Raw genomic sequence first — 13,233 nt, forward strand, 5'->3', positions numbered from 1 at the left:
AATGCTGGGACCCCTGCCCGATTACCCTTGGGATGCGATGGCTCCCTATGCCGAGGAGGCGCGGGCACACCCGGACGGGATCGTGGATCTTTCTATCGGGTCGCCGATAGATCCCACGCCGCGTAGTATTCGGGATGCGCTGGCCGCGGCCACTGACGCCCACGCGTATCCAACAACGGTGGGAACCCCGCGTTTACGTTCTGCGATATCATCGTGGTTTGAACGGCGCCGTGGCGTTGCGGGTCTTGCCCCCGGTGAGGTGCTGCCTACAATAGGTTCTAAGGAGCTTGTGGCGTGGCTACCATTTATGCTGGGCCTGGGGGAGAGCGATGCTGTGGTGCATCCGCGCGCTGCCTATCCCACGTACGCGATGGGGGCAGCGATAGCGGGGGCACAATCCGTCCCGAGCGATGACCCTGAAGAATGGCCGTCCAACACCAAATTGGTGTGGTTAAACTCCCCGGGGAACCCCGATGGACGGGTGTTGAGCATCCCTCAACTACGCCTGGCCGTTATGAGGGCCCGTGAGCTAGGCGCAGTTATCGCTGGCGATGAGTGTTATGCAGAACTTGGCTGGGATGCGCCTTGGGTAGACGCCCCCACCCCCTGCATCTTGGATTCTCGGGTTGTCGGGCAGGACCGTTCCGGTGTCCTATCTGTTTATTCTCTCAGTAAGCAGTCAAACCTGGCCGGATATAGGGCAGCTTTTATCGCGGGTGATTCCTTAATTATTTCCCGGCTGACCACGGTTAGGAAGCATGTGGGCATGATTCTCCCCGCACCTGTCCAGGAAGCCATGGTTGTCGCTCTGGAGGATGACTTGCACGTGCGAGAGCAAAAGGAACGCTATCGTGCGCGGCGTGATATTCTCAAGCCAGCTTTGGAGGCTGCGGGGTTTACGATCGATGCAAGTCAGGCGGGGCTGTACCTGTGGGCAACCGAGGGGCGGGATGCGTGGGAAACCATCGCCAGGCTCGCTCGGCACGGCATCCTTGCGGGTCCGGGAACATTTTACGGAGATTTTTTTCCTCGGCACGTACGTTTCTCGTTGACCTCCCCAGACCGCGGAATTGCCGCTGCCGCCCAGCGTTTGGCTCAATTTAGTTCGACGTAGAGAGTTTTTCGATCCATTTCGATTCAGCACACACGGCGCTAACACGCTAGTCTGGATCGGAGGGGAACCGACGTGAGTTCCTCCAGCGCTGTAACGCACACCACAAGAACTGACGGTTAACAACTGGAGGAGATGACGTGACTGACTCAGGTACAGGAACCGGCCACGCACAGCAGAAAGCGACCCTTTCTTTTCCTGGAGGGTCAGCGGAGTTTCCGTTGCTCGCTTCAGTATCGGGAGCCTCATCAATTGATATTTCAACGCTCACTAAACAGACGGGTTTGACCGCGCTTGATTACGGCTTTGTCAACACTGCGGCGACAAAGTCGTCAATCACCTATATTGACGGCGATAAGGGAATTCTTCGTTATCGTGGATATCCCATAGATGAGCTTGCGCAGAGTTCCACCTATTTAGAAGTGGCCTGGCTCCTGATTTACGGAGAGCTTCCCACCGCAGGGGAGCTAGAAAAGTTTGACGATAAGATTCGTCATCACACCCTGCTGCACGAGGATCTGAAACGCTTTTTTTCCGCACTGCCGCATACCGCGCACCCCATGTCTGTTCTTTCGAGTGCGCTTTCCGCTCTATCTACCTACTATGAGGGATCGCTGAACCCTCACGATCCCGAGCAGGTAGAAATAAACACCATCAGGCTCTTGGCTAAGCTACCCGTGATTGCCGCGTATGCTCATAAGAAGTCGATTGGGCAGGCTTTTCTTTACCCTGACAACTCGCTCGGTTTTGTCGACAATTTTTTAAAGCTTAACTTTGGCAACATGGCCGAGACGTATGATATGGATCCGATTCTCACCCGTGCTCTCGACCAATTGCTTATTTTGCACGCTGACCACGAACAGAATGCTTCAACCTCCACCGTTCGACTGGTGGGTTCCACCGGGGCAAATATGTTTGCTTCGGTCTCTGCGGGTATCAACGCCCTCTCCGGACCTCTGCACGGTGGTGCTAACGAGGCTGTTCTGAGTATGCTCGGACAGATTCGCGACTCGGGCGAGGGTGTCAAGAAGTTTGTTGAGCGTGTTAAAAACAAAGATGCTGGGGTGCGCCTCATGGGCTTTGGCCACCGCGTATATAAAAACTACGATCCTCGGGCCAAGATTGTGAAGGAAAGCGCCGATGCGGTGTTGGATGCCCTTGGGGTGACCGATCCTCTTCTTGACCTGGCAAAAGAACTGGAACAGATCGCGCTGAGCGATGACTACTTCATCGAGCGTCGACTCTACCCCAACGTTGATTTTTACACGGGTGTTATATACAAAGCTATGGGGTTCCCTACCCGTATGTTTACCGTGCTCTTTGCCATTGGGCGGTTGCCCGGTTGGATTGCGCAGTGGCGTGAGCTGAATGATGACCGTCAGACCAAGATTGGCCGTCCGCAGCAACTGTATCTAGGCAGTCCGGAGAGACATTTCAAAACGAGGGAAAGCTAAGACTTACAAGCGGCAGCTACCCCTCGTTAGCCGGCAGTCGGAGATTGACGCATGAGGTTCTCCGAGGGGTGCATAACCCCTGCGGCACAGTCGATAAGGCGTTCAAGTACAGTTCCGCGTCGGCACACGTCAGAGTCATTAAAGCTGAGGGTCTTCCAACTGCCCACTCGTTGATAGCTTGTTGGCGAGAGAAAGTGATGCGCCTCCAGGTGCGGGGGCAGGGTAAATCGCAGTGCGATGCGTGCGGATGGGTAGGTGAGGGGATAGAGTATGCTGCGCGGCACGGTGTTGCCTACCAGGGTTATCGGTGGCCCGGGCGGAAGGTCTTTGTGGGTGAGTTGGATTGTGAGCAGAGAGTCTCCCGCTGACTGGGCCGACTCGTTTAACAGGGGAAGAGCAGCGCGCGCTATTTTGGCGCCACGTGCACCGTGTCCCTTCTCTACTGCACTCTGCAGCTTAGCCCTGGTGCTTACCGGATAGCTTCCGCCGATGAGGCGGTCACCCCAGGCTACGGCGTATTCCAGGGTGTCTGCGGGATATATGACGCCTCCGGGAAGTCTCAATGACACCCCGAGGTTGTTACGAGCGGATCTTTGAGTCGACTCTGCCCAGCCAATCATGTCAAACCAGGTGCGCTCGGGCGTTGTGACAGGAAGAGACCTGAGGGAGGTTTTCTCTGAGTCGGGTAGCTGTCTGCTGTGACCGATGTAGGACCCGTTGGTACGCATCCTGTGGGGGCTATTAACCGTAACGTGCGGAGGGTGCGTGGGATCAAACTCTTCGGGAAGAATCATTCCCCACGTTCGGGCTGCAGTGTGGTGGCTGAACGCCCCGCCGGGTGGGAGGGGGAACGGAAGTAAAAATGCGTCTAGATCTGATACCGCTGACAGGTTGTGGGAGTTCATGAACCCAAGAATCGCAAACTTTATAGAATCGGTTCGGAAACTATCCACAGGTTTACACGGGTGTAATAAACCCTATGTTCTGTCACAGATTGCAGGTGTTTTTTCGGGGGCGCTACTGTCTGCGTCGCGGTGCTGTTACGTATGCAAAGCCTGATTCAGTACGACTCTCTCACCGCGACGGGAAACCACCTCGACCGCCCCGCTGAGGGAGTTTCGACGAAACAAAAGGTTATCGATACTCGAAAGTTCGACGGCTTTAACCGTCTTGGGGTTTTCCGTGTGATTAAACCCGTCGAGGAGCGTCACTTTGGTGCCTGCCGTAACATAGAGGCCTGCCTCTACCACACAGTTGTTACCGAGGGAGATGCCGATTCCCGAGTTAGCCCCGAGCAGCGACTCCTCTCCGATGCTGATGCGTTGAGTACCCCCGCCAGAGAGGGTTCCCATAATGGAGGCTCCTCCACCGATATCGGAGCCTGCGCCCACAACAACACCCTGCGAGATCCGGCCCTCAACCATTGATTGCCCGAGCGTCCCCGCGTTGAAGTTAACAAAGCCCTCGTGCATAACGGTTGTACCCGCAGCCAGATGAGCCCCGAGCCGAACCCGTGAGGCATCAGCGATGCGAACCCCCCGCGGAGTGACATAGTCGAGCAGGCGGGGAAACTTGTCTACTCCGGTTGCAATAATTCCCGCTCTCTTGAGGCTCGGTCGTAGGCGATCAAATGTCTCAGCGTGCACCGGGCCTGCCGTGGTCCACACAACGGTGGGGAGATGCGCAAAAATGCCGTCGAGATTAATGCTGTTGGGTGTGACAAGTAGGTGCGAGAGTAGGTGCAGCCGGAGATAGGCATCCGGGGTGCTTGCAGGTGCTTCGTCAAGATCAATACTCACTGTAACTATGTCTGTAGCGACGTCTCGGCGAGGATCTGGGGTTGCTAACTCCTCAATGTGGGATGGGGCGATCCAGCGATCACGGTGAGGGGGAATTGCTCCGAGCTGTGGCTCGGGGTACCAGGTATCGAGTATTTCACCGTTGGATGTGATCGTTGCGAGCCCATACCCCCAGGCCCGTTGCGTATGAGGAGTCATTGTTTAAGATTACCGTGACCCACCCGTGATCGGGGCCTCGCATCGGAGAGTTGTGGCTAAACTTAAACGATGAATTCATCATCGCGGCTAGATCTGGGTCAGACTTCCATAGAAATAACCCGGCAGCTATGCGATATCGAATCAGTTTCCGGAAATGAAAAGATGATTGCCGATGCTATGGAACAGGCCGTCTCGGGATATCCGCACCTAGAGGTTGTCCGTGACGGTGACTGCGTGGTTGCTCGAACCAGCGTGGGACATGCGCAGCGGGTTATCATAGCGGGCCATCTGGACACCGTGCCGGTAAATAATAACCTTCCCACCCGACAGGAAACTATCGACGGCGTTGACTATCTTTGGGGGCGAGGAACCGTCGATATGAAGGCCGCTGTTGCCGTGCAGTTAAAGCTCGCTGTAGAGCTCACCGACCCTCGGATGGACATCACCTGGATCTGGTACGACCATGAAGAGGTTAGTTCAGACCTGAACGGGCTGGGCCGCCTCGCTCGTAACAGACCTGATCTCTTTCAGGGAGATTTTGCGATCCTGGGTGAACCTAGCAATGCGACCCTGGAGGGAGGGTGCAACGGAACACTTCGTGTCGAATTGCGCACTCAGGGTAAAAGAGCCCACTCCGCAAGAAGCTGGGTCGGAGATAACGCTATTCACCGATCGGCATCGATTTTGTCCACCCTGGCTGAATACACGCCTCGCCAGGTTGCGGTAGACGGACTCGTCTATCGCGAGGGTCTAAACGCCGTGCGCGTGCACGGGGGAGTAGCCGGTAACGTGATCCCCGACGAGTGTGTGGTCGAGGTGAACTATCGTTTTGCTCCAAACCGCACCGGCGCCGAGGCGGTCGAGCACGTTCGGGAGATTTTTCCGGGGGCCGAGTTGACCGTGACCGATCTAGCGGAGGGTGCACGCCCGGGGCTTGAGGCTCCGCTGGCTCGGGCTTTTGCCGATGCTGTGGGCACCGAGCCGCAGCCCAAATACGGTTGGACCGACGTGGCCCGTTTTAGCGCGTTGGGTATACCCGCGGTGAACTACGGTCCGGGAGACCCCCTTAAAGCTCACGCTGATGACGAGAGAGTTGCTCTGTACCAAATTACAGAGAGTGAGGACGTGCTGCGCAGTTGGCTCCTGGCGGCAGACTAATCCGGGTAATGATTACGCACCGATACGGTTCTGCTCGTCGGCGGTTAGCGGGCCTCTACTCCCGCGTGCCCTGGTGGGCAAAAATTTTGGTTATCTTTGCTCTATCTCGAATCGTCTCGACCACGATGTTGCTGATTTTTGCAGCCCAGCAGCCTGCCGTTCCCGGATGGATATCGCAGCATCCCGGTCTTGTTGAGTACTCTGCTCTGTGGGACGGGCAGTGGTATTGGCGAATAGCCCTGTACGGCTACCCTGCCGAACTTCCGCTTGATAGCGGGGGAAATATCACCGAGAATGCCTGGGCATTTATGCCGGTCTTCCCCGTTCTTGTGCGGGCAATCTCGCTGGTGACGTTTTTGCCCTGGCCCGCTGTAGCGTCGCTCGTATCGCTCATATTTGGTTGTGCTACGGTGTTGCTGTTCTATCGTTTGATGCTGCGTTACATTAGTGAGTCCCAGTCTCTGTTTGCTGTGGCCCTGTACTGTTTTGCGCCGGTCTCTGTCCTGATTCAGGTGGCCTACGCGGAATCGATGGTTGCGTTTCTCCTGACGCTTGCGCTATGGCTGCTGGTACGCCGAGATTACGCGTGGATGTTTCCTGTGGTGGGCGTGATGTCTCTTACCCGCCCGGTTGGTCTTGCTTTTGCGCTGCTGCTTGGGCTCTGGTGGTTACTGCGTGTTCTACGACGAGCGCGGGACCCATTTCCCCCGCGAGAAGCTATTGTGACCGCTCTCCTCGGTTTGTTTACGGCGGGTATGGGCTTTCTCTGGCCCGCGGTCGCGTGGGTGGTGACGGGCTCGATAACTGCCTATACCGACACGGAGTTGGCCTGGCGTCGCCCCTATGTCGGAGATCAACATCTTGTACCGTTTACCCCGTGGTTTCAGGGTGCGAATTGGTGGGTCGGATCGTCCTGGGGCAGTATCTTGCTGGTGCTTGTTCTCCTTGCTGTTGTCGCCTGTTTCTGGCTTCCCCAGGTGCGTAGGCTCGGTATTGAGCTTCGGCTGTGGTGTATTAGTTACGGAGTTTATCTTCTGGCCGTTTTCTTCCCGCAATCGAGCACCTTTCGTATGCTCATGCCTCTCTTTCCTCTTTTGGGAGCAATTGCCCAGCCGTCTTCGAAGATATACAGAACGGTTCTTATTGGAATATCTATCTACGGTCAATGGGTTTGGAATAACTTTATGTGGGCAATTAGCCTCCACGATTGGACCCCACCCTAGGGGATAATAACCCCGGAAACGAAAGGTGAAAGTAAGTATTATGGGCGGTGTGTTGATGGTAGTATTCCAAAATCTCGAGGGGTTAATTAGAGAGTCCCCGCCCACAACCGATACAGTATTAGAGGAAGTAGAACCTAGAAAGGGGAGCGTCAATGGCTGCAATGAAGCCGAGAACTGGAGACGGGCCGATGGAGGCTGTCAAAGAGGGACGTGTAATCATCGTGCGTGTTCCCTTGGAAGGCGGAGGCCGATTGGTTGTTTCTATCAACGACGCCGAAGCAAAAGAGTTGCACGAGGCCCTCACCGGAGTGGTAAAGAACTAACGTACTCTTCGCGTGAGCGAGGGTGTGCAAAATATCGTGGTTGTGGCCCCGCTCATGTGTAGAGGGTTCATGATCTGACCGAGTAACCGTAGACCAACTTAATGAGCAATCAGCACCCACCCACTGAAAACCACCCGAGATACAGCACCCATCCGGTTTCCTATATGCGGCGGGGAACCCGCCTTCAGGGCCGCCGCCAGACAGTGTGGGACACTCACGCGGACTCCTACGTTATTGATGTTCCTCGGGAGTTTACCGATACCTCGGTGCGGTCGGACTATGTGTTTGACCCCGTAGAGCACTTTGGGCGCGAGGCCGAACTGGTTGTTGAAATTGGTTCCGGGCTTGGCGAAGCGGTGGTTCATCTGGCTGCGCAGGCGCCCGAGAAGAATTTTTTAGCCGTTGAAGTCTATAAACCGGGCCTCGCCTCCACCCTGGGGAAGATAGCAGGGAAGAAATTGAGTAACGTTCGGGTGGTGGAGGCGGATGCCGTTCACGCGCTGGAGCGGATGCTGCCCGCCGCATCTGTGACAGAGCTGTACCTTTTCTTTCCAGACCCTTGGCACAAGAAACGCCATCATAAGCGTCGGCTCGTGCGGGATAGCTTTGTGCCGATTGCGGCCCGAGTACTCAAGCCGGGTGGCGTATGGCGCCTCGCTACAGACTGGTCCGACTATGCTGAGCAAATGCGTGATGTGTTGGATCGGGCACCCCAGTTTGAAAATCCCTATGCTGAACGTGCCAGTGAATCTTCCCGGGAAGAGGGCCTCGGAGGGGGATGGGCTCCTCGATACGAGGGACGGGTTCACACCAGTTTTGAGAATAAAGCCCATCGAGCGGGTCGACGCGTCTTTGATCTTGAGTATGTGCGTCGTTAGTTCATATCGTTTTGTCGAGCTTTTTGTGATGCGGGCCCCTAAAACAGCCCGCAAAGGTCACAAACGCGTAATCTGAAGTAGGCCGTCACCCACGGGTAGCAGGGCTGAGACCACCTCATCCGTGGCCTCAAGCTCGTGCAGCAGCGCACGATAGTCAACAGAGACGCTATCTCGTATGGCCGGGTCAGCCACGCGGCCACCGTGAAGAATACGTGGAACGAGCACTGTTCCACCGGGGCGCACCAGCCTGAGGCCGTGCTCAACGTATTCGAGTAGAAGATCAGGGTTTGCGTCGATGACAACGAGGTCATAGCTGTTCTCGTTCATGCGTGGCAGAATATCTTCGGCCTTGCCATTGATGAAACGTAGCCGTGAGGGAGCTATACCCGCCTGTGTAAAAAGCGAGCGGGCGTGTCGATGGTACTCAGACTCGCTGTCAATGGTGGTCAGTGAGACATCATCGAGGCGTGATAGCAGCCAGAGACCACTTACCCCAAGACCGGTACCGATCTCTGCGATTGTGGATGCGCGAGTCATAGCAACAACGCTGGAGAGAGCTGAACCCACGGCGGGGGAAACGGGGGAGACTCCCAGCTCGATTGATAGTTTGCGCGCTTTTTCTATCACCGGTGATTCGAGGGGAAGGTCTTCGGCATACTTCCAATTATTTTCAATCTGGGACACGTTCTTCTCCGCGATAGGTTAGGTCACACTACTCCACAAGAGTACCCGCACAGAAACCCCCAGCGGGTAGCGGCACGCTGGGAGTGACCCCAACAAATGTGTCAATACTCCTGGGCAGTGCCCCGGGCGAATATAAAACGTATTACTGTAGTTGTGTGGGACTCACGTTTGAAAAGCTTATGGTGATCGGCTTACTCGCCGTTTTTTTGCTGGGTCCTGAGCGCCTACCCGAATACGCGGCTAAGCTCGCTCGGCTGATTAAACAGCTTCGTGTTATGGCCGATGGAGCCAAAGACCGTATGCGTGAGGAGATGGGGCCCGAATTTGACGAGGTTGACTGGAAAAAATTAGACCCTCGACAATACGACCCGCGCCGAATTATCCGGGACGCGTTACTTGAAGAGCAGCCGTCCCCCACCGCTCTTTCTCCCAACCGAGGTGTTGAGCTTCCAGCGGCCGGTGCGGGGGCGACGAGCAGAAGCTGGCCCTCTCCTATAGTGGATCAGAGCGCTCCGCTGAACTTCGACTCAGAGGCGACCTAGGAAGCCCTTTTGTACCCTGCGCGGGTGTGGCACGCAAGATTCTGTGCTCTCCGTGCCCCTGTGGGCGTGAGCGGTATTGCCTGATGCAGGACTTACCAGCCTGAAGGGCGCGCTCCGCCGCCTTCCCCGGTCGAAAACGGCAGTTTACGTCTTGTGAGATGACGTTTTCGAGACAGTATTGCTTCCGTTACCCGGTGTATGGCTTGAGAAGATGCGTCGTGGGGGGCGCTGAGTACCACGGGAATCCCACTATCGCCCCCCTCCCGTAGGGGGACGCTCAGGGGAACGCTCGCGAGTAGGGAAACCTCGTGGGGCTCTCCCGAAGAATCCTTTCCCTCGGAGAGACGGCGGGCCACCTCTGCGCCGCCACCCTCACCGAAGATATTAAGCACCTCGCCTGAGGGGGTAACAATTCCCGACATATTTTCAATAACACCGATTACTTTTTGCCCGGTTTGTCGAGCCACTATTCCGCTGCGTTCCGCAACATCGGCCGCTGCCGATTGTGGAGTTGTAACCACTAAGACCTCGGCTTGCGGGAGCAACTGGCCAATTGAAATGGCAACATCACCCGTGCCAGGGGGGAGATCAAGAAGAAGCACATCGAGGTCACCAAAATAAACGTCGGTGAGGAACTGTTGGATGGTACGGTGCAGCATCGGTCCACGCCAGGAAACCGTTCGCGAAGAGGCATCTCCTCCCTCCAAGAACATGCCGATAGAGATGACCTTTACGCCGTGGCCAATCGGGGGCAGGATCATGTCACCCACGCGCGTGGGCTTTTGTGCATGGCCCTGGTTATCGACCAGTCCAAGTATTCCGGGAATAGAGAACCCAAAGACATCCGCATCAATAATGCCCACAGAGAGGCCATTCTGTGCCAGATCAACCGCAAGGTTAGCGGTCAACGTGGATTTGCCTACACCACCTTTTCCGCTGGTTACCGCAAAGATACGGGTGAGGCTGTCACGCCCAAATTGCTGATTCCGTGCTCCTTTTCCCGCACGCAGGCGCTCAATCAGTGCGCCACGCTCCTCGCTTGTCATCACGGTGACGGTGATAGACGCCTCTGCAACACTGGGCACTCCGAGGACTGCCTCTGTTACATCGCGTTCGATCGCTCGTGCGGCGGGGCATCCCACAATCGTGAGCTTGATCGTCACGGAGGCGTTACCGTTTTCTACTGTCACATCGCCGACCATGTTCAACTCGGTGATGGGTTTACGAATTTCCGGATCGATAACGGTTGCGAGCGCCCTCCGGATGTTGTGAGCGACGGTTTCGGAAGCTGATATTTCTGACAATGCGTAAGCCTTAGAGGTCGCGCGGTGAGTGGGGATGGCGGGACGTTTCGAGGTCCTCGTGAGGGGGATCAAGCTCCTCAAGAAGGGTGCGCAGCTCGGCCCGGATAAAGTCTTTGCTGGCTAGGTCTTGGATGGCCAGCCGCAGCGCAACTACCTCACGCGCCAGATACTCGGTGTCGGCAAGATTACGTTCGGCTCGCTGACGATCCTGCTCCATCTGAACACGATCTCGATCGTCTTGACGGTTTTGCGCCAGAAGAATCATGGGAGCAGCGTAGGACGCCTGGAGCGAGAGGATGAGCGTGAGTGCGGTGAATCCCAGCGCGGCGGAGTCAAAACGCAGGCTGGTGGGAGTGTAAGTGTTCCAGATAAGCCAGCCGATGCAGAATAGTGTGAGCCCCAAGAGGAACCAGGGTGTACCCATCGCGCGGGCGATGCCCTCTGTCCAGCGGCCAAACGATTCGTTTCGTACCACGGTGAGCTGCGGTGAGCCGCGCCTGCGGCCCGCGCGGACGGGAGAATCAAAGTTATACTGTGAGCGTAGACGCGCCATCAGCGACCTCCCTTCAGATCACTCACAACAGACTCTTGCCTATCTAACCTGTCAGCGGTCTCGTAGCTGCGCCAGTCATCGGGTAAGAGATGGTCGAGCACGTCGTCTACGGTAACCACTCCCATGAGACGGTCATCAGAGTCAATGACAGGAACTGACACTAAATTATACGTGGCCAAGATGCGTGAGACCTCCGTGGCCGGAGTGTCCACACGTACCTCAAGTCCCTCGTCAACCAGATTGCCGAGCCGTTCGTGCGGTGGATAGCGGAGCATACGTTGAAAATGGACGATGCCAAGAAGCTTCCCGGTGGGGGTTTCGTACGGGGGAAGCGTCACACAGACCGCAGCAGCCATGGCGGGAGCGAGTTCGTGTTTGCTTATGAGGGCCAGGCCTTCCGCCACGGTTGCTTCCGCTGAAACTACGATTGGGTCGGGGCTCATTAAGCCTCCCGCGGTGTCGTGGTCGTAGGTGAGAAGCATGCGAACGTCGTCGGCCTCGTCGGGCTCCATAAGGGTGAGTAGGTGTTCGCCCTCTGCCTCGGGAAGCTGTGCGATCAAATCGGCGGCGTCATCCGCCTGCATGTTGTCTAGAACGTCCGCGGCTCGTTTATCGTTGAGCGAGGCGAGGATGACTATCTGGTCGCTCTCGGTCATCTCCTCGAGAACATCTGCGAGCCTATCGTCAGGAAGTTCAGCAACCACACTGAGCATCCTTTCCCTTGGAAGGTCGAGGAGGGTTCCCGCCAGGTCAGCCGGTTTGAGATCTGAATAGGTTGCGATGAGGTGCTCGGCGGATTGAGTCCCTCCCGGGAGGGTACGTTCCCGCACCTCGTTCCACGAGGCAATGCTCGTGTTTCCTCTGCTGAAAGGGGAGCCTCCGTTTCTGCGTTGGCGCACAAAAAGACTGCTGACCTCCCAGATTCCCGTTCGATTTTTTTCGATGGCTACGTCCTCAATGGTGGCCTCGCCACCTCCATTCACGAAGTCAACCGTACGCCCGATCATTTCCGAAATAATTCGTACCTCACCACCACGCTGTTCAAAACGGCGCACGTTAATGAGGCCGGTGGTAATGACCTGTCCTGCTCCGATAGAGGTGATCCTCCCGATGGAGACAAAAACGCGTTTTCGTCCGGGGATTTCAATGACCATTCCCACAACCCGTGGTGCCCCCGAGTTTCTATAAACAACAATCACGTCTCTCGCTCGCCCGACGCGATCGCCAACAGGATCAAAAACGCCACACCCCGATAGGCGCCCAACAAAAACTCTGCTTGTGCTCACACCACTAACTTACCCGGCAACTGAGCGTAGCGGGCTGCGAGCATAGATCGAGACACATAATAATAGATGGGTGACCTATGACCCGGTCCGTGCCACAATGGAGAGTATGAGCACACAATCGCCTATGTCAGCACGCGGACTCAACCAATTTCCCACCCTGCCAAAGGGAGAGGTCGTATCTTCGTACGACACCTACCATGAGGCGCAGCTGGCCGTTGATCATCTTGCCCGTGCCGATTTTCCGGTTAATCAGGTTTCTATCCTCGGCACCGATATTAAGAGCGTGGAGCGTGTGACGGGCAAGCTCAGCTACGGGAAGGTTGCCCTCATGGGGGCGCTATCCGGTGCGTATCTGGGCCTCTTCTTTGGACTCATCCTTTTTCTCTTTCAGCCAGAGAACGCTGGAATTTTAGCGATCTTTGCCGCGGCCGTTATTATCGGCGCCGGCTTTGGAATGCTCTTTGGTGTACTCTCCTACGCGATGAATCGCAACCGCAGAGACTTCTCCTCTGTGATGCAGCTCATCGCGTCGCGTTATGACGTGGTGGTTGACCCCGAGTACGTTAATCGAGCACGCAATATTTTAAATTCAAGCGATCAAAAATAGCCATTTTCTCTTAATGAAGAACGTCCTTGAGCTAGTAAGAATTTTTTCTTCTGTGTGACGTCTTCAAGAGCATGAGGTATTAAAACAGCAGGCGGGGCAGTTCTCGGTTACTG

The 13,233-nt window shown here is 56.0% G+C and carries 14 protein-coding genes; 8 read left to right on the plus strand and 6 right to left on the minus strand.

Going from position 1 to position 13,233, the window contains the following annotated elements; all coding sequences use genetic code 11:
• Nucleotide 1 precedes the first annotated feature (1 nt).
• Both dapC and FrondiHNR_RS05495 read left to right on the plus strand, forming a co-directional pair.
• Complete coding sequence (dapC, locus tag FrondiHNR_RS05490; protein ID WP_279354237.1) at nt 2-1,114, plus strand: succinyldiaminopimelate transaminase; 1,113 nt, start codon at nt 2-4, stop codon at nt 1,112-1,114.
• 137 nt (nt 1,115-1,251) lie between these two features.
• Nucleotides 1,252-2,565 (plus strand): citrate synthase, encoded by a 1,314-nt coding sequence (locus FrondiHNR_RS05495; RefSeq protein ID WP_279354238.1) that lies wholly within the window; start codon nt 1,252-1,254, stop codon nt 2,563-2,565.
• A gap of 26 nt (nt 2,566-2,591) precedes the next feature.
• Here the strand turns inward: FrondiHNR_RS05495 and FrondiHNR_RS05500 are convergent, their stop codons facing one another.
• Both FrondiHNR_RS05500 and dapD read right to left on the minus strand, forming a co-directional pair.
• Nucleotides 2,592-3,470 (minus strand): hypothetical protein, encoded by an 879-nt coding sequence (locus tag FrondiHNR_RS05500; RefSeq protein WP_279354239.1) that lies wholly within the window; start codon nt 3,468-3,470, stop codon nt 2,592-2,594.
• Nucleotides 3,471-3,605: 135 nt separating this feature from the next.
• Nucleotides 3,606-4,562, minus strand: a complete 957-nt coding sequence (dapD, locus tag FrondiHNR_RS05505; RefSeq protein ID WP_279354240.1) for a 2,3,4,5-tetrahydropyridine-2,6-dicarboxylate N-succinyltransferase — start codon at nt 4,560-4,562, stop codon at nt 3,606-3,608.
• 69 nt (nt 4,563-4,631) lie between these two features.
• Between dapD and dapE the strand changes: the two genes are divergently transcribed.
• The 4 genes from dapE to trmB all read left to right on the plus strand — a co-directional run bounded on the left by dapE (nt 4,632) and on the right by trmB (nt 8,144).
• On the plus strand, nt 4,632-5,720 hold the full coding sequence (gene dapE, locus FrondiHNR_RS05510) for a succinyl-diaminopimelate desuccinylase (RefSeq protein ID WP_279354241.1): 1,089 nt from the start codon (nt 4,632-4,634) through the stop codon (nt 5,718-5,720).
• An 8-nt stretch (nt 5,721-5,728) separates the two neighbouring features.
• On the plus strand, nt 5,729-6,943 hold the full coding sequence (locus FrondiHNR_RS05515) for a mannosyltransferase family protein (protein ID WP_279354242.1): 1,215 nt from the start codon (nt 5,729-5,731) through the stop codon (nt 6,941-6,943).
• A gap of 152 nt (nt 6,944-7,095) precedes the next feature.
• Complete coding sequence (locus FrondiHNR_RS05520) at nt 7,096-7,266, plus strand: DUF3117 domain-containing protein (protein WP_279354243.1); 171 nt, start codon at nt 7,096-7,098, stop codon at nt 7,264-7,266.
• Between the two features lie 101 nt (nt 7,267-7,367).
• A complete protein-coding gene (gene trmB, locus FrondiHNR_RS05525; protein ID WP_279354244.1) occupies nt 7,368-8,144 on the plus strand; it encodes a tRNA (guanosine(46)-N7)-methyltransferase TrmB in 777 nt (258 codons plus the stop codon).
• 57 nt (nt 8,145-8,201) lie between these two features.
• Here the strand turns inward: trmB and FrondiHNR_RS05530 are convergent, their stop codons facing one another.
• On the minus strand, nt 8,202-8,828 hold the full coding sequence (locus FrondiHNR_RS05530; RefSeq protein ID WP_279354245.1) for an O-methyltransferase: 627 nt from the start codon (nt 8,826-8,828) through the stop codon (nt 8,202-8,204).
• A 179-nt stretch (nt 8,829-9,007) separates the two neighbouring features.
• On the opposite strand from FrondiHNR_RS05530, the gene FrondiHNR_RS05535 reads away from it, so the two are divergent.
• Nucleotides 9,008-9,370: a Sec-independent protein translocase TatB gene (locus tag FrondiHNR_RS05535; protein ID WP_279354478.1), complete on the plus strand. Its 363-nt coding sequence runs from the start codon at nt 9,008-9,010 to the stop codon at nt 9,368-9,370.
• 92 nt (nt 9,371-9,462) lie between these two features.
• Here the strand turns inward: FrondiHNR_RS05535 and FrondiHNR_RS05540 are convergent, their stop codons facing one another.
• Genes FrondiHNR_RS05540 through FrondiHNR_RS05550 form a run of 3 tightly spaced genes read right to left on the minus strand, consistent with a single transcriptional unit; the run spans nt 9,463 to nt 12,513 of the window.
• Complete coding sequence (locus FrondiHNR_RS05540; RefSeq protein ID WP_279354246.1) at nt 9,463-10,674, minus strand: Mrp/NBP35 family ATP-binding protein; 1,212 nt, start codon at nt 10,672-10,674, stop codon at nt 9,463-9,465.
• 10 nt (nt 10,675-10,684) lie between these two features.
• Nucleotides 10,685-11,227: a DUF1003 domain-containing protein gene (locus tag FrondiHNR_RS05545; protein WP_279354247.1), complete on the minus strand. Its 543-nt coding sequence runs from the start codon at nt 11,225-11,227 to the stop codon at nt 10,685-10,687.
• The gene (locus FrondiHNR_RS05550; protein ID WP_279354248.1) at nt 11,227-12,513 is read right to left on the minus strand and encodes a CBS domain-containing protein; all 1,287 of its coding nucleotides are present in this window, start codon (nt 12,511-12,513) and stop codon (nt 11,227-11,229) included. The genes FrondiHNR_RS05545 and FrondiHNR_RS05550 overlap by 1 nt, the downstream gene beginning before the upstream one ends.
• A gap of 124 nt (nt 12,514-12,637) precedes the next feature.
• On the opposite strand from FrondiHNR_RS05550, the gene FrondiHNR_RS05555 reads away from it, so the two are divergent.
• Nucleotides 12,638-13,120: a general stress protein gene (locus tag FrondiHNR_RS05555; protein ID WP_279354249.1), complete on the plus strand. Its 483-nt coding sequence runs from the start codon at nt 12,638-12,640 to the stop codon at nt 13,118-13,120.
• The last annotated feature ends 113 nt before the right edge of the window (nt 13,121-13,233 follow it).

The organism is Lysinibacter sp. HNR, assembly GCF_029760935.1.
In the GTDB taxonomy this organism is placed as follows: Bacteria; Actinomycetota; Actinomycetes; order Actinomycetales; family Microbacteriaceae; genus HNR.